This window comes from Pseudomonas sp. S2_B10, from assembly GCF_054668425.1.
Genome location: NZ_CP162768.1, coordinates 1,641,722 through 1,665,438, shown reverse-complemented (window position 1 = coordinate 1,665,438; position 23,717 = coordinate 1,641,722). Strand labels below are relative to the sequence as shown.

Annotated in this window: 20 protein-coding genes; 10 read left to right on the top strand and 10 right to left on the bottom strand. The window is 60.7% G+C overall.

Annotation, left to right across the window (positions count from 1 at the left end; genetic code table 11):
* Positions 1-2 precede the first annotated feature (2 nt).
* A complete protein-coding gene (apbC, locus tag AB4O45_RS07310; RefSeq protein WP_460161254.1) occupies positions 3-1,097 on the top strand; it encodes an iron-sulfur cluster carrier protein ApbC in 1,095 nt (364 codons plus the stop codon).
* A 132-nt stretch (positions 1,098-1,229) separates the two neighbouring features.
* On the opposite strand, the gene AB4O45_RS07305 is transcribed toward apbC, so the two are convergent.
* Positions 1,230-1,988 carry an SDR family oxidoreductase gene (locus AB4O45_RS07305; protein ID WP_095181795.1) on the bottom strand — a complete coding sequence of 253 codons (759 nt, stop codon included), beginning with the start codon at positions 1,986-1,988 and terminating at the stop codon, positions 1,230-1,232.
* Between the two features lie 163 nt (positions 1,989-2,151).
* Between AB4O45_RS07305 and AB4O45_RS07300 the strand changes: the two genes are divergently transcribed.
* The 4 genes from AB4O45_RS07300 to groL all read left to right on the top strand — a co-directional run bounded on the left by AB4O45_RS07300 (position 2,152) and on the right by groL (position 5,675).
* Positions 2,152-2,877 carry a HugZ family pyridoxamine 5'-phosphate oxidase gene (locus AB4O45_RS07300; protein ID WP_122880719.1) on the top strand — a complete coding sequence of 242 codons (726 nt, stop codon included), beginning with the start codon at positions 2,152-2,154 and terminating at the stop codon, positions 2,875-2,877.
* A 71-nt stretch (positions 2,878-2,948) separates the two neighbouring features.
* The gene (locus AB4O45_RS07295; protein ID WP_016773418.1) at positions 2,949-3,425 is read left to right on the top strand and encodes an FxsA family protein; all 477 of its coding nucleotides are present in this window, start codon (positions 2,949-2,951) and stop codon (positions 3,423-3,425) included.
* Between the two features lie 259 nt (positions 3,426-3,684).
* Positions 3,685-3,978 carry a co-chaperone GroES gene (locus tag AB4O45_RS07290; protein ID WP_007916610.1) on the top strand — a complete coding sequence of 98 codons (294 nt, stop codon included), beginning with the start codon at positions 3,685-3,687 and terminating at the stop codon, positions 3,976-3,978.
* A gap of 50 nt (positions 3,979-4,028) precedes the next feature.
* Positions 4,029-5,675 (top strand): chaperonin GroEL, encoded by a 1,647-nt coding sequence (gene groL / locus AB4O45_RS07285; RefSeq protein ID WP_016773419.1) that lies wholly within the window; start codon positions 4,029-4,031, stop codon positions 5,673-5,675.
* A gap of 199 nt (positions 5,676-5,874) precedes the next feature.
* Here groL and AB4O45_RS07280 read toward each other — a convergent pair whose 3' ends face one another.
* A complete protein-coding gene (locus AB4O45_RS07280; protein WP_252878813.1) occupies positions 5,875-6,618 on the bottom strand; it encodes a phosphatase PAP2 family protein in 744 nt (247 codons plus the stop codon).
* A 209-nt stretch (positions 6,619-6,827) separates the two neighbouring features.
* Between AB4O45_RS07280 and colR the strand changes: the two genes are divergently transcribed.
* The 5 genes from colR to AB4O45_RS07255 all read left to right on the top strand — a co-directional run bounded on the left by colR (position 6,828) and on the right by AB4O45_RS07255 (position 10,552).
* Positions 6,828-7,511 (top strand): two-component system response regulator ColR, encoded by a 684-nt coding sequence (gene colR / locus AB4O45_RS07275; protein ID WP_041479855.1) that lies wholly within the window; start codon positions 6,828-6,830, stop codon positions 7,509-7,511.
* Complete coding sequence (locus AB4O45_RS07270) at positions 7,501-8,784, top strand: sensor histidine kinase (protein WP_041479854.1); 1,284 nt, start codon at positions 7,501-7,503, stop codon at positions 8,782-8,784. Before colR ends, AB4O45_RS07270 begins: the two co-directional genes overlap by 11 nt.
* A 149-nt stretch (positions 8,785-8,933) precedes the next feature.
* The gene (locus tag AB4O45_RS07265; protein ID WP_041480029.1) at positions 8,934-9,602 is read left to right on the top strand and encodes a class I SAM-dependent methyltransferase; all 669 of its coding nucleotides are present in this window, start codon (positions 8,934-8,936) and stop codon (positions 9,600-9,602) included.
* A gap of 3 nt (positions 9,603-9,605) precedes the next feature.
* Positions 9,606-10,322, top strand: a complete 717-nt coding sequence (locus AB4O45_RS07260) for a lipopolysaccharide kinase InaA family protein (protein ID WP_024014147.1) — start codon at positions 9,606-9,608, stop codon at positions 10,320-10,322.
* Positions 10,323-10,324: 2 nt separating this feature from the next.
* A complete protein-coding gene (locus AB4O45_RS07255) occupies positions 10,325-10,552 on the top strand; it encodes a hypothetical protein (RefSeq protein WP_041479852.1) in 228 nt (75 codons plus the stop codon).
* A 243-nt stretch (positions 10,553-10,795) separates the two neighbouring features.
* Here AB4O45_RS07255 and AB4O45_RS07250 read toward each other — a convergent pair whose 3' ends face one another.
* From AB4O45_RS07250 to AB4O45_RS07215, 8 genes are all read right to left on the bottom strand, one after another.
* The gene (locus AB4O45_RS07250; protein ID WP_460161253.1) at positions 10,796-13,825 is read right to left on the bottom strand and encodes a multidrug efflux RND transporter permease subunit; all 3,030 of its coding nucleotides are present in this window, start codon (positions 13,823-13,825) and stop codon (positions 10,796-10,798) included.
* Between the two features lie 13 nt (positions 13,826-13,838).
* Positions 13,839-14,987: an efflux RND transporter periplasmic adaptor subunit gene (locus AB4O45_RS07245; RefSeq protein ID WP_460161252.1), complete on the bottom strand. Its 1,149-nt coding sequence runs from the start codon at positions 14,985-14,987 to the stop codon at positions 13,839-13,841.
* Positions 14,988-15,242: 255 nt separating this feature from the next.
* Entirely contained in the window at positions 15,243-16,343 is a 1,101-nt protein-coding gene (locus AB4O45_RS07240; RefSeq protein ID WP_056789981.1) for a DUF1513 domain-containing protein, read from the bottom strand.
* 14 nt (positions 16,344-16,357) lie between these two features.
* Positions 16,358-17,422, bottom strand: coding sequence for an imelysin family protein (locus AB4O45_RS07235; RefSeq protein WP_252876822.1), 1,065 nt, complete (start codon positions 17,420-17,422; stop codon positions 16,358-16,360).
* Between the two features lie 27 nt (positions 17,423-17,449).
* Positions 17,450-18,877 (bottom strand): di-heme oxidoreductase family protein, encoded by a 1,428-nt coding sequence (locus tag AB4O45_RS07230; protein WP_460161251.1) that lies wholly within the window; start codon positions 18,875-18,877, stop codon positions 17,450-17,452.
* A gap of 275 nt (positions 18,878-19,152) precedes the next feature.
* Complete coding sequence (locus AB4O45_RS07225) at positions 19,153-20,505, bottom strand: imelysin family protein (protein WP_460161250.1); 1,353 nt, start codon at positions 20,503-20,505, stop codon at positions 19,153-19,155.
* A gap of 211 nt (positions 20,506-20,716) precedes the next feature.
* Entirely contained in the window at positions 20,717-22,768 is a 2,052-nt protein-coding gene (locus AB4O45_RS07220) for a putative bifunctional diguanylate cyclase/phosphodiesterase (RefSeq protein WP_016773430.1), read from the bottom strand.
* A gap of 329 nt (positions 22,769-23,097) precedes the next feature.
* Positions 23,098-23,694, bottom strand: coding sequence for a superoxide dismutase (locus AB4O45_RS07215; RefSeq protein ID WP_016773431.1), 597 nt, complete (start codon positions 23,692-23,694; stop codon positions 23,098-23,100).
* Positions 23,695-23,717 lie beyond the last annotated feature (23 nt).

Genomic DNA, 23,717 nt, shown 5'->3' with positions numbered 1-23,717 from the left:
CCATGAGCGCCGTCACTCGCGCAGCGGTGGAAGCCGTCCTCAGCCAATACACCGACCCTTACCTCAACCAGGACCCGGTCAGCGCCGGTTGCGTGAAAAACATCGAGATCATCGGTGACCGCGTCAATGTGCAGCTGGAGATCGGCTACGCCGCCGGACTGTTCAAGAGCGGTTGGGCGCAATTGCTGCAACTGGCCATCGAAAACCTCGACGGCGTGGTCATCGCCCGTGTCGAGGTCACCAGCGTGATCGCCGCGCACAAGGCCCAGGCGCAGATTCCCGGGCTGGCCAACGTCAAGAACGTCGTCGCCGTCGCTTCCGGCAAGGGCGGCGTGGGCAAATCCACCACCGCTGCCAATCTCGCGCTGGCGCTGGCGCGCGAAGGCGCCAAAGTCGGCATCCTCGACGCCGATATCTACGGCCCGAGCCAGGGCATCATGTTCGGCATTCCCGAGCGCACCCGTCCTGAGGTCAAGGATCAGAAGTGGTTTGTGCCGCTCAAGGCCCACGGCGTGGAAGTCATGTCGATGGCCTTCCTGACCGACGACAACACGCCGATGGTCTGGCGCGGGCCGATGGTTTCCGGGGCGCTGCTGCAACTGGTTACGCAAACCGCGTGGGGCGATCTGGATTATCTGGTCATCGACATGCCGCTAGGCACCGGCGACATTCAGCTGACCCTGGCGCAGAAAGTCCCGGTGGCGGGTGCGGTGATCGTCACCACGCCGCAGGATCTGGCACTGCTCGACGCACGCAAAGGCGTGGAAATGTTCCGCAAGGTCAACATTCCGGTGCTGGGCGTGGTGGAAAACATGGCCGTGCACATCTGCTCGAACTGCGGGCATGCCGAGCATCTGTTCGGTGAAGGTGGTGGCGAGAAACTGGCCACCCAGTACGGCGTCGAATTGCTGGCCTCGCTGCCGCTGTCGATGCTGATCCGCGAACAGGCCGATGGCGGCAAGCCAACCGTAATCGCCGAGCCGGACAGCCAGATCGCCATGGTCTATCAGGAACTGGCCCGCCACGTCGGCGCGCGCATTGTCTTGCAGGAAGCGGCCACGCCGGCGATGCCGAATATCACCATCAGCGACGATTGATCCATCGGCAGCGCTGAAAAACCTGTGGGAGCGAGCCTGCTCGCGAAAGCGGTGTGTCATCCAACTCATCAGTTGCCTGATACGACGCCTTCGCGAGCAGGCTCGCTCCCACATTGGCTTGTGTAATGGGACTTAGATACGCAACCCGCCATCCATCTCCAGAATCCGCCCGGTGTAGTAGTCGTTCTCGAAGATATACGCCGCCGAATGGGCGATCTCTTCGGGCTTGCCCATGCGCTTGAGCGGAATGCCCGACGTCATCTTCTCCAGCGCTTCCGGTTTCATGCCCAAAGTCATTTCGGTTTCGATGAAGCCCGGTGCGATGCCCGCCACGCGAATGCCGTAACGCGCCAGCTCCTTCGCCCAGGTCACGGTCGCCGCTGCGACGCCGGCCTTGGCTGCGGAATAGTTGGTCTGCCCGACGTTGCCTGCGCGGGAGATCGACGAAATATTGATGATCGCGCCGCTGTTCTTCAGCTCGACCATCTTCGCCGCGACTTCACGGGTGCAGAGGAACACGCCGGTCAGGTTGACGTCGATCACTGCCTGCCACTGCGCCAGGCTCATCTTGGTCATCTCACCGTCCTTGACCTTCAACAACAGACCATCGCGCAGAATCCCGGCGTTGTTGATCAGGCCGTGGATGGCGCCGAAGTCTGCGGCCACTTGCGCGACCATGTGCTCGACCTGTTCTTCATTGGCGACGTTGCACAGGTAGCTGCGCGCTTCGACACCCTTGGCTTTACAGGCGGCCACGGCGGCGTCGAGTTTTTCCTGATTCAAATCGACCAGGGCCAGCTTCGCGCCCTTGCCGGCGAAATACTCGGCCATGGAACGGCCCAAACCCTGGCAACCGCCGGTGATAATGATTACTTTGTCGTTGAGTTGCATTCGCATGTCCCGCTGGCAGGTCTGAGTTGTTTTTGTTGTCGGCAACGCTCGATCGGCACCGGTCAGGCCTGGTAGCACACGAACATTTGCCCGATGCGCGCCGGTTACTTTTCGCTGCGCGCCTGTCCGTTTTCTAGACGGAACCTAATTAAGGAGTCACAAATTGAGCGCTGAAGTGGCGAAGAATGCCCGAGAATTGCTTCTCAAGGAATACCGAGGAGTGCTGTCGACCCACTCCAAATCGATGCCGGGTTTTCCCTTTGGCTCGGTTGTGCCGTATTGCCTGGACGAGCAGGGCCGGCCGCTGATCCTGATCAGCCGCATCGCCCAGCACACGCATAACCTGCAGAAAGATCCGAAGTGTTCGATGCTGGTGGGCGAGCGCGAGGCCGACGATGTGCAGGCGGTCGGGCGGCTGACTTATCTGGCCGAAGCGCAGAAGCTCGCAGAACCGGCAGCGATTGAGGCTGCCGCCGAACGCTACTACCGCTATTTCCCCGACTCGCAGAATTATCACCAGGCCCACGACTTCGACTTCTGGGTGCTCGATCCGGTGCGCCATCGCTACATCGGCGGCTTTGGTGCGATCCACTGGATCGACGATCTGACCTTGGCCAACCCGTTCGCCGGCAAGGCTGAAATCAGCATGGTCGAGCACATGAACAGCGATCATGCCAAGGCCATCGCCCATTACGTCGAGCTGGCCGGGCTGCCGAACAGTGTGCCGGCGCAACTGGCCGGCATCGACAGCGAGGGCATGCACCTGCGCATCGGTCAGGCCGTCTACTGGTTGCCCTTCGCGGCGCCATGTAATACGCCGACACAAGTGCGCGAGGCCTTGGTTTCTCTGGCTCACGCCCAGTCCTGGCCGAAAAAAGCGCAAAGTTAAGCTTGAATTCACGCAAGGGCGACGTCATCTAGGGCTTACTGCAAGGCATTTCTTGCGTTGAGGAAACTTTGATGCGCCCTTTTCTGTTGCTCTTTCTGCTGTTTCCAGTGCTGGAGCTGTTCGTATTCGTCAAAGTGGCAGGCTCTATCGGGTTCTTCCCGGCCCTGCTGCTGATCATTCTCGGCTCGATGTTCGGTGTGTTCGTGCTGCGCGTCGCCGGTCTGGCCACCGCATTGCGTGCCCGGGAAAGCCTGAATCGCGGCGAGTTGCCCGCGCAGACCATGCTCGAAGGCCTGATGCTGGCGCTGGCTGGTGGCCTGTTGATCATTCCCGGCTTCATCAGTGACGTCGTCGGTCTGGTGATGCTGTTGCCGGTCACCCGTCGTCTGCTGGCGAACAAGATGCGCCAGCGCGCCGAAGATCAGGCCATGCGTCAGCGCGCCTTCGCCGACGACCTGCAACCCCGTGGCGGCCCGGCCCCGCGCGAGCCGCTCGGTCGAGAGCCGAATGTGATCGAAGGCGAGTTCGAACACCGCGACAACAAGTGATATCAGCATCGACACGGCACCCTCGGGTGCCGTGCTCGTTTATGGCGCTTTTTTACGGTGTGGCGATGAAAATTTTTTTCCGCCAGCCCTTGTAATCGGCTTGTACGCCCCTATGTATCGGTCACCGAAAGGTTTCCGGTATTCAAACCGGACAGACTTGCGCGGTTCGCTCGACGGACCGCAACCGGCGCAGGCCGGATTCGTTAAACCCGCCGGGACTACACCGGCCGATGAAAACCACAATTAGGAGAGATCGACAATGAAGCTTCGTCCTCTGCATGACCGCGTCGTCATCCGTCGCAGCGAAGAAGAAAAGAAAACCGCTGGCGGTATCGTCCTGCCAGGTTCGGCTGCTGAAAAAGCCAACCACGGTGTGATTCTCGCTGTAGGCCCGGGCAAAGCTCTGGAAAACGGTGAAGTGCGTGCACTGTCCGTGAAGGAAGGCGACAAGGTTGTGTTCGGTCCTTACTCCGGCAGCAACACTGTGAAAGTCGATGGCGAAGACCTGCTGGTAATGAGCGAGAACGAAATTCTCGCGGTTATCGAAGGCTGATACTCCCGTTCATTTTCCCGTTACTACAAAGTATTTAAGGAATATCGATCATGGCTGCTAAAGAAGTTAAGTTCGGCGATGCCGCCCGCACCAAGATGCTCAAAGGCGTCAACGTTCTGGCTGACGCGGTAAAAGCGACCCTGGGCCCGAAAGGCCGTAACGTGGTTATCGAGAAGAGCTTCGGCGCTCCGACCATCACCAAGGACGGCGTTTCCGTCGCCAAAGAAATCGAACTGGATGACCGCTTCGAAAACATGGGCGCGCAGCTGGTCAAAGACGTTGCCTCCCGTGCCAACGATGACGCTGGTGACGGTACTACCACCGCTACCGTTCTGGCTCAGTCGATCGTCAACGAAGGCCTGAAAGCCGTCGCTGCCGGCATGAACCCGATGGACCTTAAGCGCGGCATCGACAAGGCAACCATCGCCATTGTCAAAGAGCTCAAAGCCCTGTCCAAGCCATGCGCTGACTTCAAAGCCATCGCTCAGGTCGGCACCATCTCGGCCAACTCCGACAACTCCATCGGCGACATCATTGCCGAAGCCATGGAAAAAGTCGGTAAAGAAGGCGTGATCACCGTCGAAGAAGGCTCGGGCCTGGAAAACGAACTGTCGGTTGTAGAAGGCATGCAGTTCGACCGTGGCTACCTGTCGCCATACTTCGTCAACAAGCCGGACACCATGGTTGCCGAGCTCGACGGCCCGCTGATCCTGCTGGTCGACAAGAAGATCTCGAACATCCGCGAAATGCTGCCAGTGCTGGAAGCCGTTGCCAAAGCCGGCCGTCCACTGCTGATCGTGGCCGAAGACGTTGAAGGCGAAGCCCTGGCGACTCTGGTTGTGAACAACATGCGTGGCATCGTCAAAGTCGCTGCCGTCAAGGCACCGGGCTTCGGCGACCGTCGCAAGGCCATGCTGCAGGACATCGCTGTTCTGACCGGCGGTACCGTTATCTCCGAAGAGATCGGTCTGAGCCTGGAAAGCACCACCCTGGAGCACCTGGGTAACGCCAAGCGCGTAACCCTGTCCAAGGAAAACACCATCATCGTTGACGGTGCTGGCGTGCAGGCAGACATCGAAGGCCGTATCGCTCAGATCCGCGCCCAGGTTGCCGAAACTTCCTCGGACTACGACCGTGAAAAACTGCAAGAGCGTCTGGCCAAGCTGTCCGGCGGCGTTGCAGTGATCAAGGTTGGCGCTGGTTCCGAAGTTGAAATGAAAGAGAAGAAAGCCCGCGTTGAAGACGCCCTGCACGCAACCCGCGCAGCCGTTGAAGAAGGCGTGGTACCTGGCGGCGGCGTGGCGCTGATCCGTGCTCTGGAAGCACTGACCGAGCTGACCGGCGACAACGCTGACCAGAACGTTGGTATTGCTGTGCTGCGTCGCGCTGTTGAAGCGCCGCTGCGTCAGATCGCTGCCAACTCCGGTGACGAGCCAAGCGTAGTCGTCAACGAAGTGAAGAACGGCAAAGGTAACTTCGGTTACAACGCTGCTTCCGGCGAATACGGCGACATGATCGAAATGGGCATCCTGGATCCAACCAAGGTAACCCGTTCGGCTCTGCAAGCTGCAGCCTCGATCGGCGGTCTGATCCTGACCACCGAAGCAGCGGTTGCCGACGCACCGAAGAAAGAAGGTGCAGCTGGCGGCGGTATGCCAGACATGGGCGGCATGGGTGGCATGGGCGGCATGATGTAAGCCAGCCCTGGCCCTGTAACGCAAAACCCCGCCTGTGCAAGCAGGCGGGGTTTTTTATTGCCCGGATTCCGGGGTGGGCTACAGACCGAGGTGTGGCCATCGCTGGCAAGCCAGCTCCCACAGGAATCCAAGGTCAGGCACATAGTGTGTGAACACCCTCAGTCCCTGTGGGAGCTGGCTTGCCAGCGATGGCGTCCGATCAAGCGCTGACGGGGAGTGCTTTGACAACCGTCGAAGTCTTGCCAGCCGGGCGATACAGCACCCAGTAATAAGCCCCCAGGCAAATCAGCCAGCAGAAAATCGCCGTCCACACGTTGTGCGAGAAGAAGTGCGCGCCCTGCATCATGCGGCTGATCGAGAACACCGAGCCCAGTGCAAAGGCGAACACAAACGCCTGCCGCGCCAGTCGTGGACGTCGGTCGCGCAGCACGAAGAACAGTGCAAACAGGGTGAACCCGGTCGCCGCATGGCCACCCGGCCAGCAACGTCCCGGCTTGTCCGTGGCGGGGCGATGTTCCATGAGTTTGCTGTAGGTCTCGTGACCGCCGAATTGCTCCAGGCTCCATGGGCACTGCACGGCGGTGACGGCTTTGACTGGAGTAACAAACGAAGTCGCCAGCCCCAGCGACAGCACCAGGCAGCCCAGTTCGCGCTTGAACGGTTTCAGCCGTTCGATGAAAAACGCGCCGATGAAACCCAGAATGGCAAACACCGAGAAGCCGATCACCAACTGTTTTGCCCGGTCATGCAGGATGTCTTCAAGCACATAGCTGTGCCGCCCGATGAAATCCCCCGCGACCGGGTCGTAGAACATCTGCGCCAGAACCATGTCCAGATCGGTCAGTTCGAGCAACAGCAGAATGATCGCCGCCGCTGCGGGAATGCCCAGACACAACCACCAGTTCAGCGGTCTTGAAGCGGGAAGGGCAGAGGTCGACACCATGGCAGGTTCCTTGGTCGATGAACGGAGGAGAGAGCGTAATCGCGCGGAGTCTGCGCGCGCTGGCGTCGGCGATTTGTTAACCGAAAGTGAAAAAAACGTCGTCGCGCGCGCAGTGCAGGTTTATCGAAAAACGCCCCTAGCCCTGAGCCACACTTGGCCGTAAGCTGCGCGGGCCAAGACGGCCGTTACCCCGTTCGGAGGAGATGTCCATGCGAATTCTGCTGGTCGAAGACAACCGTGACATCCTGGCCAATCTGGCCGACTACCTGGGCCTCAAGGGCTATACCGTCGATTGCGCCCAGGATGGTCTGTCCGGTCTGCATCTGGCGGCGACCGAGCATTACGATCTGATCGTGCTCGACATCATGCTGCCCGGCATCGACGGCTACACCTTGTGCAAACGCCTGCGCGAAGACGCCCGGCGTGACACGCCGGTGATCATGCTCACCGCCCGCGATCAACTCGACGACCGGCTGCAAGGCTTCAAGTCCGGCGCCGACGATTACCTGATCAAACCGTTTGCGCTGTCCGAGCTAGCGGCCCGCGTCGAAGCGGTCATGCGCCGTGCTCAGGGCGGCGGTCGCCGGGCGTTGCAGGTCGGTGACCTGAGCTACGACCTCGACACCCTGGAAGTGACCCGCGAAGGCAAGCTGCTCAAGCTCAACCCGGTCGGCCTCAAGCTGCTCGCGGTGTTGATGCAGAAGAGCCCGCACGTGCTGCGTCGGGAGATTCTTGAAGAAGCGCTGTGGGGCGATGACTGCCCGGACAGCGACAGCCTGCGCAGCCATGTCCACCAATTGCGCCAGGTGATCGACAAGCCATTCGCCAAGCCACTGCTGCACACCGTGCACGGTGTCGGTTATCGCTTGGCCGAGGGGCGAGATGGAGTTTAAGCAGAGTCTTTCCCAGCGGATCATCATCGCCTTTGCGCTGATGAGCGCACTGGTCGCCGGCGCTTTCGCCATGGGCATCGTTGCGACGGTGCACCTGGTGGAAGAGAAACTGATTTCCGCAGGGCTGGGCGGCGACCTGCAACGTTTGCTGCTGATGGACAATGTCTCCGACTGGAGCCATCGGCCCGAGCCGGATCAGTTGTTCTACTTCAGTGGCGGGCCGGGGGATTTTGACCTGCCCAAGGATCTGCGTCACCTCGATGCCGGTTTCCATGAGGTCTTTCGCGAGCAGCTGTCCTATCACGCCATGGTCGAAGTGGTGGATGGTCGGCGTTATGTCTTGCTGCAGGACCAGAGCGATTTCGAAGAGCGCGAGCGCGTGCTGTTTGCGGTGGTGCTGGTGGGCTTCGTGCTCAGTCTGGCGCTGGCGGTGTTTCTTGGCTGGGTGCTCGCGCGCAAGGTGATGGCGCCGGTGGTGCGCCTGGCGCGGCAGGTCCGTCATCGCGACCAGCTGCTCGGGCTGGCGCCGCCCTTGGCGCCGGACTACGCGGCGGATGAAGTCGGTGAACTGGCGGTGGCGTTCGATGCCACCTTGGGGCGCTTGCGTCAGGCACTGACCCGCGAACGTCTGTTCACCAGCGACGTCAGCCATGAATTGCGCACGCCGCTGATGGTCCTGGCCAGTTCCTGCGAACTGCTGCTGGAAAACCCCGGAATCGATCAGCGCGGTCGCGCCCAGGTCGAGCGCATTGCCCGGGCCAGCGAGGAGATGCGCGAACTGGTACAGACCTTCCTGATGCTGGCGCGCACGCAGAACGAAGAGGCCGCAGCGGCGCCCCAGCAGAACCTCACACAAGTGGCCGAGAGCCTGCTGTGCCTGTGGCGTGAGCCGATCGAGCGCAAGGGGCTGACACTGATATTCGAGCCGGGCACACCAGCGGATACTCGCTACAACGCGACCTTGCTGAACGCGGTGATGGGTAACCTTCTGCGTAACGCACTGCATTACACCGAACAGGGTTTCATTCGCCTGACGCTCACCGCCAACGGTTTCGTCGTTGAGGATTCGGGCGTGGGCATTCCCGAGGAAAAACGCGAGGCGATGTTCGAGCCCTTTGTGCGCGGCAGCGAGAAGCGTGGCGAAGGGCTGGGCCTGGGTTTGTCGCTTGTGCAGCGTATCTGCGAAAACCAGGGCTGGACGGTCAGCTTGAGCACGATGGACCCCAATGGCTGCCGATTCGAGGTAGATCTTGGCGTGAATGCCAGCAAATAGTGGCTCGAGGCTACTCCCGTACACCTGTCTGAATCCTGTATAACGTTGTAATAATTTACGGATTTACCTGACAGATTTTTCACAATTGGATGACCTGACGCTGACACGCCGCTGTTTAAGGTGGCGTCATCAGAACAGGAGTCCAGATGATGGCCGGCCCGATCAAGCTCGATTTTTCCGAAAAGTACGACGACCAACACGCACAACGATATCTGCGCAAGCACCAGCAAAGCCTTGGTCGCCGCCTGTCGCACTTGCGCGATGAGCAAGTCGGTCGCAAGGCCTTGGCGCTGGCGGGAGATCCCGGGCTGGTGCTGGATCTGCCCTGCGGTGCCGGGCGTTTCTGGCCAATGCTCGCGGAGAAGCCCAACCGGGTGATCATCGGCGCGGACAATTCCGAATCGATGATCAAGACCGCGATGCAGGGACAACCGGCCGAGGTGGTCAAGCGTGTACAACCGCTGCACACCTCGGCATTCGATATCGCTCTGCCGGATAACTCGGTCGACAGCATCTTTTGCATGCGTCTGTTGCACCACATCGGCGAGGCCGAGCACCGTCGGGTGATCCTGCGCGAGTTCGAGCGGGTGACCCGCGACAGCGTGATTGTTTCGTTGTGGGTCGACGGCAATTTCAAGGCCTGGAAGCGCAAGCGTGCCGAGCGGGATCGGCCAAGTCATGATTACCAGAATCGGTTTCTGATTCCGGCGGCGACGATCGAGAAAGAATTTGAACAGGCGGGTTTCCGCATTCAGGAACAACTGGACTTCATACCGCTCTATGCGATGTGGCGAGTTTACGTATTACGCAAGAGGTAGAGGATGGCAGTGCAAGCAGCGGTTGAAGCGGATGTCGCTCCCCAGGATCGTTTCGATTATTACTGGAACCAGCGCGGCGAATGGGTTGAAGAGCCCAATGTGCGCCGTGGTGGCGAAAGCGGGGTGCAGCGCATCGTCGACCGTGACGGTCAACTCTTGTACGCCAAGCGCCAGACCGGGCACATCTATCGCAGTTGGTTGCACCCCTTCGGTCGCCCGACCGTATTGCGCGAACTCGACGCCCTGACTGGCGTTAGCAAACTCGGCGTGCGCGTACCGCAAATCGTCTTTTGTGGCGCTCAGCCTGATCCGCAGCACAAATGGCGCGCACTGCTCGTCACCAAATCCCTCGATGGTTTCCAGGAACTGGAACACTGGCTGGCCGCCGCCGGTGGTCGCGATCAGTGTGGCGACGTGGTTTACGAGAAAGTCCTCAAGGACCTCGCCGAGAACCTGGCGCGCATGCACAAGGGCCGCTGGCAGCACAGCTGCATTTACATCAAGCACGTTTTCGTTCGCGTCACCGGCGAGGGCGAAGCAGCGCAGGTTGAAGTGGCGTTGATCGATCTGGAGAAGTGCCGCCAGCGTCTGACCCCCTATCGCGCCGCGCAGCATGACATGAAGCAACTGCGTCGCCATTCGTCGTTCCGCGATGCCGACTGGAAGAAACTCGTCTACTTTTATGAGACGGCGTTTGGCAGCGCTATCAAAGGTTTATAGCGATGAAACTCGAAATTGCACGAGGTTTGTTCCTGATCGGGGCCTTGGCAGTTGCTTCACTGGCGGTGGCTGCCTGGGAGCAGCCGCGCATGCAGGTCATAGGGGCGTCCGGGAACGACGCTCATTGTTCGGTTCCACGGGTGGCGAAAGCCTCTGTGGCAACCCAGCCCGATCATGATCTGCTGTTGTTCATGTTCGGACTGTCCCAAGGGATGAGGCCAGCCAGTTGACACGATTCAAGCCCAAATAAAAGGCCTCGCAATTGCGAGGCCTTTTTTTGGAATACGGATTGTGTAGGAGCTGCCGAAGGCTGCGATCTTTTGATCTTGCTTGATCGTTCCCACGCTCTGCGTGGGAACGCCTCAAAGGACGCTCCGCGTTCCAATGGGACGCGGAGCGTCCCGAGCTGCATTCCCACGCAGAGCGTGGGAACGATCAATCAAAGATCGCAGCGTTCGGCAACTCCTGCAGGGTCACGTCCTGGCATCCGGTTTCGCCAGGAAGGTATAGACACACGGCAGCACGAACAGCGTAAACAGCGTGCCAATCGACATCCCTGTGGCAATCACCATGCCGATATCAAAACGGCTCACGGCTCCCGCCCCGGTGGCCAGAATCAGCGGCACCATGCCGAACACCATTGCCGCCGTCGTCATCAGCACCGGGCGCAAGCGAATTGCTGCCGCTTCCTCCACCGCGTCACGGGCGCTCAGGCCCTTGTCCTTACGCAACTGGTTGGCGAATTCGACGATCAGGATGCCGTGCTTGCTGATCAGGCCGATCAGCGTCACCAGCCCGACCTGGGTGTAGATGTTCATGCTCGACCAGCCGAGGAACAACGGGATCAGCGCGCCGCAGATCGACAGCGGTACGGTGACCAGAATCACCAGCGGATCGCGGAAGCTTTCAAACTGTGCGGCCAGCACCAGAAAGATGATCGCCAGCGCCAGAGCGAATGTGACCCACAATGCGCTGCCTTCCTGCACGTACTGGCGCGAGGCACCACCGTAATCGAAGGCAAACCCGGCCGGTGCTTCTTCGCGGGCAATCTGCAGCACGGTATCGATGGCTTCGCCCATGCTCACCAGCGGGAAACCGGAAATCTTCGCCGCGTTGAGCTGCTGGAACTGATTGAGCTGGCGCGGCCTTGCGCGGTCGCTGACCTTGATCAGCGTCGACAGCGGCAGCAATTCGCCCTGGGTGTTTTTCACGTAGTAATTGTTCAGCCAGTCCGGGTTGTCGCGGTAGGCCCGTTCGACCTGGGCGATGACCTTGTAGCTGCGCCCGTCGATGGTGAAGCGGTTGATCTCCGCCTCGCCCAGCAAGGTCGCCAGCGTGCTGCCGAGGTCTAGCATCGACACGCCCATCTGCGCAGCCTTGTCGCGGTCGATATCGACCACTACTTCCGGCTTGTCGAACGCCAGATCGAGGTCGACGAAGGCGAACTTGCCTGACTCCATGGCGCGTTTCTCGATGCGCTCGGCGACTTGCAGCAGCAGTTCATAGTCATTGGCGGTGTTGACCACGAATTCGAAGGGCAGGCCTTCACCGGTGCCGGGCAGGGAGGGCAGGTTGAAACCGAAGATCTGCAGGCCGGGAATGCTCTCCAGTTTGCTCTGCACCTCGGGAAGGATTTCCATCTGCGTGCGGCTACGCTCATTCCATGGCTTGAGCAGGAAGCCGCCGATACCGGCCTGCACGCCGTTGTAGCCGTTGATCTGGAACGAGGAGTAGTACTCGGGAAACTCCTTGAAGATGGTGATGAATTCGTCGGTGTAGGTGCTCAGGTAGTCGAGGTTGGTCGGCTGCGGCGCGCTGGCCATCATGAAAATGATGCCCTGGTCTTCGTCCGGGGCCAGTTCCGACTTGGTGAACTTGAGAAACACCGGAATCAGGCACAGCACGATCACCGCAAACACCAGCACCACCGGCCGAGTATTCAGCGTGCCATGCAGCATGCTTTGATAACGGCGCTTGAGGCCTTCAAAGACTCGGTCGAGACGATGGGCCAGGCCGCCGGGATTCTCTTCGTGGCGCAGCAGAAACGCGCACATCATCGGCGACAGCGTCAGGGCGACGACGCCGGAGATCACCACCGCGCCGGCCAGGGTCAGGGCGAACTCCTTGAACAGCGCTCCGGTCAGCCCGGTGAGAAAACCGATCGGCGCATACACCGCCGCCAGGGTGATGGTCATCGACACCACCGGCATCGCAATTTCCCGGGCGCCTTCCAGGGCTGCGTCGAACGGCGTCTTGCCTTCCTCGATGTGCCGGTGGATGTTTTCCACCACGACGATCGCGTCGTCCACCACCAGACCGATGGCCAGCACCATCGCCAGCAGCGTCAGCAGGTTCATCGAGTAACCCATCATCTGCATGAAGAACATCACGCCGATCATCGACAGCGGAATGGTCACCACCGGGATCACCACCGAGCGCAACGCGCCGAGGAACAGGAACACCACGACGATGACGATCAGTACCGCTTCGAACAAGGTCTTCACCACCTCGTCGATCGAGGCCTGAATGAACAGCGTGGCGTCGTAGGCGATCTCGCTTTTCAGATTCGGCGGCAGCTGCGCTTCCAGCTCGGGCATCAGCTTGCGCACTTCCTTGATCACGTCCAGCGGGTTGGCGCCGGGGGTGGCCTTGATGCCGATATACACCGACGGCGTGCCGCCGAACGAGCTGATCGAATCGTAGTTTTCCGCGCCCATTTCCACCCGCGCCACATCACGCAGTAACACGCGGCTGTCACCATCGACCTTAAGCGGAATCGCCGAAAAGGCCTCGGCGGATTTCAGTTCGGTGTTGGCGTTGATGCTGGTGACGGTGTACTCGCCTTTCACTTCGCCGGCGGCGGAGAGGAAGTTGTACTGGCGCACCGCTGCGGTCACGTCGGCGGCGCTGAGGCCGAAGCCGGCGAGTTTCACCGGGTCGAGCCACAGGCGCATGGCGAACACCTGATTGCCGAGAATCTCCGCTTCGGCCATGCCCGGCAGCGTCGCCAGTTTTGGCTGGATGACCCGCGACAGATAGTCAGTAATCTGCGGGTTGCTCAGGTCCTTGCTGAAGAAACTGATGTACATCAGCGCCGAAGCGTCGGCGGATTCCTTGCTCAGCACCGGGTCTTCGGCGTCCTGCGGCAGCTTGTTCTTCACCTCGTTGGCCTTGGCCAGCAGTTCGGTGAACAAGCGGTCGGTGTTGGCACCGATGCGCGCGTAAATCGAAATCACCGAGAAGTTCTGCCGGCTGACCGAGGTCATGTAATCGATGCCTTCGGCGCTGGCCAGGCTCTGTTGCATCGGCTGGGTGATGTAGCCCTGAATGGTTTCGGCGTTGGCCCCGGGATAAGCGGTGGTCACCGTGATCAGGGCGTTTTCCATTTGCGGGTACTGGCGCAGCGGCAGCTTGCTCCAGGCCTGAAAGCCCAGCAGAACAATCAGCAGGCTGACCACGGTGGCGAGCACCGGGCGGCGGATGAACGGATCGGTAAAAGCCATGGGGATTCCTTGATCAGTCGGCGCGAGGCGGACTGTTCTGCTCGCCGAGGGTCTTGTCGTCGCTGATGGCGATAGGGGCACCGTTGTCCAGTTTGATCTGGCCAGCCGTCACCACTTGTTCGCCGCTCTGCACGCCCTTGTTGATCATCACCAGGCCATCGCGGCGTTCGCCGGTCTCGACGAAGCGCCGCTCGGCAATCAGCAGCGGTTGGCCGTTGTCATCCTTGGCGACGCTGCCGTCCTCGGCCTTCTTCTGCCCGACCACGTAAACCGAGTTGCCGTACAGGGTGTAGGTGATCGCGCTTTCCGGCACGACGATGTGGTTCTGGGGATTCGGCAGCAGCACTTCAAGGCTGGCGAACATCCCCGGCAGCAGCTTGCCGTCGGGGTTGGCGAGGGTGGCGCGGACCAGAATATTACGCGTGGTGCTTTCGACGATCGGGTTGATCGCGCTGATCTTGCCAACAAAGTTCTGTCCCGGATAAGCGGCGACAGTGAACTGCACGGGCTGGCCGATAGCGAGTTTCGGCACCGCTTGTTCGGGCACGTAGAAGTCGGCGTAAAGGCTGCTCAAGTCCTGCAACGTGGCGATTTTGGTGCCACTGGCGAGGTAGTCGCCGACGTCGACCTGGCGGATGCCGATAGTGCCGCTGAACGGCGCGAGGATGCGCTTTTTCGCCAGCGATGCGTTGAGCTGATTGACCGTGGCCTTGTTCTTTTGCAGCACGGCGGAGAGGCGGTCGTACTCGCCTTTGGAGATCGCGCGGCTGTCGACCAGTTGCGCGCCACGGCCGAAATCAAGCTGCGCCAGGCCGAGGTCGGCGCGGGCAGTTTCCAGCAGGGCGGATTCGACGGCGCTGTCGAGTTGCAGCAACGGTTGCCCGGCCTTGACCTTCTGCCCGGATTCGAATTTGAGTTCAGTGACGGTGCCGGCGACTTCCAGACTCAAGTCGACACCTTGCAGCGCCTTGAGCGTGCCGACGGTGGGCAGGCGCATCTGCCACGGCTGTTCGCCGGCAGTGGCCACAGCGACGCTGATCGGCGGCTTGGGCTTGGAAAAGCCCTGGATCATCGTGTAGATCGAAAAGGCTTTGTATCCGCCCAGTACCAGGACGATCAGCAAAACAACACCCAACATGATCAGCATGCGGCGACGCAGCATATGTCCAGTTCCTTGGATAAATCATGAGACAGGCGGGCACATTACTCCGAGTCAGGTGGGGATTCCAACTGGCAGTGTTTACAGGTGCAGTGGGACACAATCCTGTGGTGAGGGGATTTATCCCCGTTGGGCTGCGAAGCGGCCCCCTGAATCCTTCAGTCATACCGAAATTGCAGTTTTAAGGGCGGCTGCGCCACCCAACGGGGATAAATCCCCTCGCCACAGGATGGGGGGCCATCTCAAAAATGGGGGGTATCAGGCCATCAAGTGCAGATGGTTGTCCCAGAGCCCCGCCGGCAATTCCAGCGGCTTGGCCAGCAGTTGTTCCTGGCGGCAATCGTAGTAACGGCAACGGCCCTGCCCCGAGGTCACGACAAAGCCATCCTTTACCGCACCAACGCCGGCGCAATCAGGCAAAGGCGCATCGAGGCGCAGTTCGCCGCTGTCCAGATCCCAGATAAAGAAGCGATTGCCGCGCGGCGCCGTCAACGCGACCAGACGCAGATCGCTGTGCACCGCGACGCTGGCGGTGTAGTGCCCCATCGCCTGCAACTGCTGCTCGGCCACCGGGAACGCCACGAACGCTTGTCCCGGTCGCTTGATCGCCAACAGCTCCGAGCGCTCGTGGGACGGCCCCATGAATTGCTGACCGGCGACGATGGTGCCGTCACTGGCGATGCCCAGGTGGCGGACGCTGTTCATCTGCTGGGCGAGGGTTTCCTTGCTCAGCAACGTGCCGTCGCGCTGCATCAACACCAGGCTCGGTTCCATGGCGTTAAGGTTCATGTCGACGCGGCTTTCCGCCTCGGTGCGAATCCCACCGTTGGCCACTACCAGCGTCTCGCCGTCGGGCATCCAGGACACCTGATGCGGGCCGAGACCGTGAGTGGAAATCTCGCCCGTGTGCACCAGCCGTTCGCCTTCGAACTTGTACACGCCGAGCAGGCCACGGCCGGGATCGCTCGTGTCATTCTCGGTGGCGTACAGGTATTCGCCGTCCTTGTGCACCACGGCGTGGCCGTAGAAGTGCCGGTCCGGCTGCGAGGTCACGGTCTGCAGCAGCTTGCCGTCGCGCAGGTCGATCAGGTAACTCTCGGTTCCCGGACGCCGCGCGACGAACAGCGCCAGCGGCTGCGTCGGATGATTGATGATGTCGTGACAACGCTGGCCGACGTGGGTGGCGAACACTCGCGTACCGTCGAGCCGATAGCCGACGGCGTAATGCTTGCCGTCAGTATCGTCGCGCGCCGAGAGCAGCAGCGGGCTCTGATCCTTGCGTTTGAACAGCGTCCAGCCGCCCAGCGTCACTGCTCCCAGCAGTGCACTACCTAAAGTCAGAACCTGACGTCGCAGCATGGCACTCGCCCTCATCAGTCACCGTCGTTGGCGTTGAAGCCCAGTTGGATGCCCAGCGCCTTGGCCAGCTCGCCTTCATGCAGGCGATGGACGACGTTGAGGCTGTCGTAGATATCGTTGAGTTGCTGTCGACCGGCGTCGTCCTCGAGCATTTCGCCGAGCGAACGCTGGGTGCTGTCGAACAGTTTAAGCGAGGCGGCATAAGCAGCGTCGATCTTGTCCGCCAACGGTTTCTGCTCGGCCGGCAGCAGACCGCGCAGGCCTTTGTTGTCGACGCCTTCCCAGACGGTTTTGGCTGCGGCAAGGCTGGCTTCCAACGCCGACAGCGACGACTGGCTGCGCCACGCATCCGCCTGGAATGGCTGCGGCACGCCTTTGCTTTGCCGGCCCATCGGCGTGCCGAGTTTTTTCTTCAGGGTATCCAGTGCCGTCACTTGTACGCGCAGCAGATCGGCGATCGCTTCGTGGGAGTCGGCGTAGCGCTGGTTAGGGAACTTGCTCATCTGCGCGAGCATGCCGTCGGTGTTGTTCCAGCCCTGCAGGATTTCTTCCGCCAGTTGCTTCTGGCGTTCGCCGATGGCGATCAGCAGCGGGCAGTATTTGGCTTTTTGCGCGTCGTTGGCGACGTCAGGCTTGGCGTCGAAGAGGATGTATTCGTAAGCCGACAGGCCCTGCACCACGACGCTGGATTTGGCCAGCGCTGCGGCATCGATCTGCGGCTGGGCCACGACCAGTTGCTCGACCTGACGGCCAACCAGGTTTTTCTTGTCCGGCCAGAACTGCACTTGCCACGAGCGATTGCCCTCGGCCAGCGGCCCGATCAACAGCGGTTGCAACTCGGCCCAGGCTTTCTGCGCGTGAAGGAAGTCGGCACGGGCGGTTTCCAGGGTCTCTTTGCCCTGGCAGTAGGCGAGGGCGCTGACCGCCAGTTGCCGGTCGGCTTCGACCCAGCGAGTGTAGGTCGGCAGGATCACCGATTTGGCGATCGCCGCCGAAGTGACCGCTTGCGGGTCCTGCGGCGAGCAGGCGCCGAGGGCGAGCGCGGCAAGGCTGGTGAACAGTAACTTGGGACGGAACATGTCGGGCTCCCGATGCTTTTACAGTATTTAAAGTGAGTTCAGAAAAGCCAGCAACGCAGCGCGCTGCTCGGCATTGAAAGACAAAACCTGTTGCTGCGCCGCCGTCGCCTCGCCGCCATGCCAGAGCACCGCTTCGAGCAGGTTGCGTGCGCGACCGTCATGCAAAAACTGGGTGTGCCCGCTGACCGCTTGCGTCAGACCAATCCCCCACAACGGCGGCGTGCGCCAGTCGCGGCCGGAGGCCTTGAATTCCGTGCGGTTGTCCGCCAGGCCTTCGCCCATGTCATGCAGCAGCAAGTCGCTGTATGGACGAATCACCTGATTGGCCAATTCCGGTTCGGCGGCATCGGCGGCGGTGGTGTATTTCGGCGTGTGGCACGACTGGCAACCGGCCTGGAAAAACAGATTCTTGCCGGCCAGCACCTGTGGATCGTTGACGCCACGGCGCGCCGGCACTGCGAGATTGCGGCTGTAGAACAGCACCAGCCGCAGGATGTTGTCGCTCACCTCCGGTTCACCGTCCGGGCCATTGCCGTTCGGCGCCTGTTTGCAGGCAGTCTGCGCCTCGGTGCAATCGTCGAACGGCCGCAGGCTGGTGGTCAGGCCCATGTCACCGGAGAACGCGTGAACATTCTGTTGATTGAGATTCGGTTGCCCGGCTTTCCAGCCGAACCGGCCGATGACGGTTTTCTGCAACTGGTCATCCCAGACCTGGTTGGGTCGGCCATTGATGCCGTTGCTCTCTTTCGCCTGGGCGGCGGCGTTGGCGAGGATCGCCTCTTCGGGGATCGCTTCGAGCAGGCCCAGACCAATCATCGGCGGCGCCACCCGCGCGGAAAAACGCGTGTCCGGGTGCATCGACCCGTAACCGAGTTGAGTGATCTGCAAGGTCGGTTTGCGCAGCTCGACTTCAGTGCCGTCCTTGAAGCGTACCGGCACCGGCGTGTAGTCCACCCGCACCTTGCCTTCCGGGGCAACGCCGGGCACGGCCATGTCCTGGAACTGCCCGCCATACACCGGCTCCGGCACTACGCCGAGCTGTTGGATGACTTTGGCGTATTGCGGCGTGTCGGGAATCGACAGGCGCACCAGCATCGACACTGCATTGCTTGCATCAGGTGCCGGCGGATGACCGCGACCGTCCTTGATGTGGCAGTTCTGGCAGGCGTTGGTATTGAACAACGGGCCGAGACCGTCGCGCGCCGTGGTGGTCGACGGCGCGATCACCCACGGGCTGCGAAAGAAACTGTTGCCGACACTGAAGTCCACGCGCCGCGAGGGCGGCAAGTTGGCCGATGGCAGGGAGAAGGCGTTCTGATCGCTCTTGCGCACGGTCGCCGCACCGCCCGAACGCGCTTCCCCCGGCTCGGCCTTGGTGAAACGCGGGGCGTCATCGCAGGCACTCAGGCCCAGGGCCAGCAACAGTGCGGACAAGCGAAGAGGCAGCGAGGGCATCAGACATCCTGCGGACGGGCAAAAATGAAGGCGCAAAGTCTAACAGGGCGGGGGAGTTTGAATAAGAGGAATTATCGTTTGCTTGATACAGCGCAAATCTGCAGAGCGATGCAAACCCCCTGCAGGAGCTGCCGAAGGCTGCGATCTTTTGATTTTGATCTTCAAAAATCAAGATCAACAGATCGCAGCCTTCGGCAGCTCCTACAGGGGACTGTGAACATGGGGTATGAAAAAGGCGACCCGAAGGTCGCCTCTTTTTGACGCGGACGCTGCGATCAGAATTCGTGATCGGCGCTGTCCGGGTTCAGGTCGCTGATGCCCAGTTTGCCCGCAGCGGCTTCGATCGAGCCGGTCTGCTTGACCAGCGCGGCGATGGCGTCGCGAACGACCTGGTTGCCAGCGGTGTTGCCGGCAGCGATCAACTGGTCGTAGTGCTCACCCTTGTTGGCGTGATCGACCATGACCTGGATCTTCGCTTCGGTCGCGGCCAGATCGGCTTTCAGCGCGGTGTCGGCAGCCGGATCGGCCTTGGCCACCAGCGACGACAGGCTGGCGCCGGTCATCTTGGTGCCGTCAACACGGGTGTACTCGCCCAGGTAAACGTTACGCACGCCTTTGGCGTCGTAGAAGTGCGAGTAGTGGGTGTTGTCGCTGAAGCAATCCTGCTCGTCTTCAGGGGAGTTGGCTTCCAGGGAAACCTTCATGCGCTCGCCCGCCAGTTCACCCAGGGACAGGCTGCCCATGCCGAAGAGCATTTTGCGCAGGCCGGTTTCGCCTGGCTCGGCTTCCAGGGTGGCGCGGTAGTTGTCGGCCACGTTCGGCTTCCAGTTGGCGACCATTTCTTCCAGATCGCTGACCAGCAGTTGGGTCACGGCTTTCAGGTAGGCGCGACGACGCTCGTTGTGACCACCGGTGGCGCCGGCGCCTTCCAGGTAGTCCGAGGCCGGACGGTTGCCAGCGCCAGGGCCGGTGCCGTTCAGATCCTGGCCCCAGAGCAGGAATTCGATCGCGTGGTAGCCGGTGGCGACGTTGGCTTCGGAACCGCCCAGCTCGTTGAGGCTGGCGAGTTTTTCCGGGGTGATCTCTTTCACGTCGACTTCGTCTTCGCCGACCTGCACTTCGGTGTTGGCAATGATATTGGCGCTGGCGCCCGGGTTACCCAGTGCGTGCTCGTAGGATTTGTCGACGTAGTCGATCAGGCCTTCGTCCAGCGGCCAGGCGTTAACCTGACCTTCCCAATCGTCAATGATGGTGTTGCCGAAGCGGAACACTTCGCTCTGCAGGTACGGCACGCGCGCGGCAACCCAGGCAGCCTTGGCGGCTTTCAGGGTGTCAGCATTCGGCTTGGCGAGGAACGCGTCGACCGCAGTTTGCAGGGTTTTCGCAGTGGATTCGGCATCGCTGTAAACGGCGAAGACCATGTCGGCATAGTGCGCGACCACGGCCTTGGCGGCAGCATCGTCAACTTTACCGGCAGCAGGAGCCGGTGCAGCGGCAGGGGCTGGAGCAGCGCTGCTGGAAGCCGGAGTCATTTCGGAGGCTTTTTCTTTGTCCTTGCCTTCGCCGCAACCGGCGAGGGAAATAGCGATGGCCAGCAGACTGGCGGTAGCCAGAGGCATACGAATCATGGCGAACATCCTGCTTCGGTAGTTGAATGGACTGGCGCCGGGGGCGCGCAAAACTGCGACATAATGCAAATCTTTCGCATTATGTGTAAAGGCGTGCTTGGAAATATTTCTTATTTGCGCATGAAAATCAAAAGATCGCAGCCTCGTTGCACTCGTCAGCTCCTACAGGGGGAACGCATTTCAAATGTAGGAGCTGCCGAAGGCTGCGATCTTATAAAATAGCCGCGTTGCTGCGTTGCGCCTGCTTGAGGTAAATACCCAGCTCCCGCGCCGGCAGCGGTTTGCTGTAGTGGTAGCCCTGACCCTCGTGGCAACCCTCGGAAATGATGTAGGTTTCCTGCTCGGCGGTTTCCACGCCCTCGGCAATCACCTGCATGCCAAGGCTCTTGCCCAGTTGGATGATCGCGCGAACGATGGTCGCGTCATCGTCGTCATCGAGCAGGTCCTGCACGAAGCTCTTGTCGATCTTGATCTTGTCCAGCGGCAGGCTTTTCAGATAACTGAGGGACGAGTAGCCGGTGCCGAAGTCGTCGATCGCGATCAGCGCACCGGAGCGGCGCAGGCTGAGCAGATGCTGGGCGGCGGTGGTGATGTCTTCCATCAGGCCGGTTTCGGTGACTTCCAGTTCCAGACTGCGCGGCGGCAAACGGTACATCTGCAACAGGTTGTTGACCACCCGTGGCAGCTCGGCGTGGTGCAGTTGCACGGTGGACAGATTGACCGCCATGCGCAAATCGACAAAACCTTGATCGTGCCATTCGCGCAATTGCTTGCAGGCCTGATCGAGCACCCACTCGCCGATGGCGATGATCGTGCCGTTCTGTTCGGCCAGCGGAATGAACAGGTCCGGCGGCACCAGCCCGTGTTCCGGATGTTGCCAGCGAATCAGCGCTTCGACGCCAACCACGCGGTGATCGCGATAACTGATCTGCGGCTGATAGACGAGGTAGAACTGGTCGCGGATCAGCGCATCGCGCAAATCCTTTTCCAGCTCGCGACGACGGCGCATCTCGCTGTCGACGCTGGCGATATAGAACTGATAGCGATTGCGCGAGCGGGTCTTGGCCAGGGTCATGGTCTGCTCGGCTTTCTGCAACAGCTTCTCGGTGCTGTCGCCGTCCTCGGGGAACAGGGTGATGCCGATGGTCGCGCGCAGGCGGATTTCCTGATCGTCGAGGGCGAAGGGCGCCTCGAGGTCATCGAGAATGCTCTGCGCCAGTTCTGCTGCTTCGTAAGGCTGTTCAATGTCGGCCTGCACCAGCGCGAACTGATCGCCGCCCAGGCGAGCGAGGGCGCCCAGGCGACCGCTGTGGGCGCGCAAGCGATCGGCCAGGGCCAGCAGCAATTGGTCGCCGGTCTGGTAGCTGAATTGCTCGTTGATGCCCTTGAAGTCATCCAGGCCGACGCACAACACCGCGACGCGGCGCTGCAGCTTGCCGGCATCCACCAGAATCTTGTCCAGTTGCTGCTGCAATTGCTGGCGGTTCGGCAGGCCGGTGAGGAAGTCGTACTGGGCCATGCGCAGCAGGCTGTTTTCCGCTTCGTGGCGCAGGTGGGTGTTGCGTTCGATGGACTCGAGCAACTGGTTGGCAGTGTTGATCCACAGGCCCAGTTCGTTCTTTTCGTGGCCCTTGATCTGCGGAATCTTGTGCTCGCTGGGACGATCCGGGTTGATTTCGGTGAGGTGCTCGATGATTCGTGACAGCGGTTTGGTCAGCAACCAGTGATAGACCAGATACAGCACCAGCCCCAATGCGAGTGCGCGCAGCACGCCGGAAATGAAAATGATCACTGAGCTGACGATAAACCCTTCGCCATAGGTGGCGGTGTCGAGGGTGATGCTCAGGTCGCCGTAGTATTCGCTGTAGGGGCCGCGGCCGACCAGTTGCGTGGTGAAGGTGCGTTCCTGGCCGAGAATCAGGTCGGTCAGCCAACGGCTATTGGAATGCTGCAGTTCGCGGGATTTCTGCGCGAGCATGGCTTCGTTGGGGTGGCCGATGGAGGCCTGACGCACGGCGTCGTCCTGGAACAGCCCTTCGATCACCTGCATGCCCATTTCCCGGTCCAGGCTGTACACGGCCTGGGTCGATGGATCGCGGAACATGTCGAGGATGCGCTCGGCGTCGCCGGCAACCGCCTGACGGGTCTTGTAGGCATCGAAGACAATCTGCGCGCAGCTCAAGACTACGCCTACGATCAATGCCGACAGGAGCACGACCCGGAGCAACTTCACCGACAAGCTGTTCTTGAGTTCCAGCTTCAAAGGGTTATTCCTTGTTCCGTGCGGGTAGCGTCAAGTTGCCATGAGTATTGGCAATCCCGGGTTGGCAGTCAAAGGGACAATCGGGCACGGGAAAAGTCGCCGTGATCCTGGCCGCAATGTCGTCATTTGAGTAATAGCTCTGAATTAACTGTGTCGGTTGCAATTGCCTTCAACTTGAGCACTGGGCCAAAGATTTTTTCCTGTCTGTGATGGTAGACCGCTGGGGGCTGGCGGCAAACGGCGCGAAGCTGCTTTTACCGTGCGAGAAACGCCATGCGCCGGGCATAAAAAAACCCGGCAGAAGCCGGGTTTTTCATCTGGCGCGCAGCTTAAGCGGTGAAGGTTTTGCCTTCGAACTGCTCGGCCACGAACTTCCAGTTGACCAGGTTCCAGAACGCTTCAACGTACTTCGGACGCAGGTTGCGGTAGTCGATGTAGTAAGCGTGTTCCCAGACGTCGCAGGTCAGCAGCGGGGTGTCGCCGCTGGTCAGCGGGTTGCCGGCGCCGATGGTGCTGGCCAGGGCCAGGGAACCGTCAGCCTTTTTCACCAGCCAGCCCCAGCCGGAACCGAAGGTGCCGATCGAGGTTTTGCTGAATTCTTCCTTGAACTTGTCGAACGAACCGAACGCTGCGTTGATGGCATCTGCCAGGGCGCCGGTTGGTTGACCGCCGGCGTTTGGCGCCAGGCAGTTCCAGTAGAAAGTGTGGTTCCAGACCTGAGCGGCGTTGTTGAAGATGCCGCCCGAAGAAGTCTTGACGATTTCTTCCAGGGTCTTGCCTTCAAACTCGGTGCCCGGCACCAGGTTGTTCAGGTTCACGACGTAGGTGTTGTGGTGCTTGTCGTGGTGGAACTCCAGGGTTTCCTTGGAGATGTGCGGCTGCAGGGCATCGTGTGCGTAAGGCAGCGGCGGCAATTCGAAAGCCATGATGATTCTCCTAATCAGGTCTG

Bases quoted from the DNA above. Each gene is read 5' to 3' on its own strand.
- apbC (WP_460161254.1), top strand. From the start codon at position 3: ATGAGCGCCGTCACTCGCGCAGCGGTGGAAGCCGTCCTCAGCCAATAC.
- AB4O45_RS07305 (WP_095181795.1), bottom strand. From the start codon at position 1,988: ATGCAACTCAACGACAAAGTAATCATTATCACCGGCGGTTGCCAGGGT.
- AB4O45_RS07295 (WP_016773418.1), top strand. From the start codon at position 2,949: ATGCGCCCTTTTCTGTTGCTCTTTCTGCTGTTTCCAGTGCTGGAGCTG.
- AB4O45_RS07290 (WP_007916610.1), top strand. From the start codon at position 3,685: ATGAAGCTTCGTCCTCTGCATGACCGCGTCGTCATCCGTCGCAGCGAA.
- groL (WP_016773419.1), top strand. From the start codon at position 4,029: ATGGCTGCTAAAGAAGTTAAGTTCGGCGATGCCGCCCGCACCAAGATG.
- AB4O45_RS07280 (WP_252878813.1), bottom strand. From the start codon at position 6,618: ATGGTGTCGACCTCTGCCCTTCCCGCTTCAAGACCGCTGAACTGGTGG.
- colR (WP_041479855.1), top strand. From the start codon at position 6,828: ATGCGAATTCTGCTGGTCGAAGACAACCGTGACATCCTGGCCAATCTG.
- AB4O45_RS07270 (WP_041479854.1), top strand. From the start codon at position 7,501: ATGGAGTTTAAGCAGAGTCTTTCCCAGCGGATCATCATCGCCTTTGCG.
- AB4O45_RS07265 (WP_041480029.1), top strand. From the start codon at position 8,934: ATGGCCGGCCCGATCAAGCTCGATTTTTCCGAAAAGTACGACGACCAA.
- AB4O45_RS07260 (WP_024014147.1), top strand. From the start codon at position 9,606: ATGGCAGTGCAAGCAGCGGTTGAAGCGGATGTCGCTCCCCAGGATCGT.
- AB4O45_RS07255 (WP_041479852.1), top strand. From the start codon at position 10,325: ATGAAACTCGAAATTGCACGAGGTTTGTTCCTGATCGGGGCCTTGGCA.
- AB4O45_RS07250 (WP_460161253.1), bottom strand. From the start codon at position 13,825: ATGGCTTTTACCGATCCGTTCATCCGCCGCCCGGTGCTCGCCACCGTG.
- AB4O45_RS07245 (WP_460161252.1), bottom strand. From the start codon at position 14,987: ATGCTGCGTCGCCGCATGCTGATCATGTTGGGTGTTGTTTTGCTGATC.
- AB4O45_RS07240 (WP_056789981.1), bottom strand. From the start codon at position 16,343: ATGCTGCGACGTCAGGTTCTGACTTTAGGTAGTGCACTGCTGGGAGCA.
- AB4O45_RS07235 (WP_252876822.1), bottom strand. From the start codon at position 17,422: ATGTTCCGTCCCAAGTTACTGTTCACCAGCCTTGCCGCGCTCGCCCTC.
- AB4O45_RS07230 (WP_460161251.1), bottom strand. From the start codon at position 18,877: ATGCCCTCGCTGCCTCTTCGCTTGTCCGCACTGTTGCTGGCCCTGGGC.
- AB4O45_RS07225 (WP_460161250.1), bottom strand. From the start codon at position 20,505: ATGATTCGTATGCCTCTGGCTACCGCCAGTCTGCTGGCCATCGCTATT.
- AB4O45_RS07215 (WP_016773431.1), bottom strand. From the start codon at position 23,694: ATGGCTTTCGAATTGCCGCCGCTGCCTTACGCACACGATGCCCTGCAG.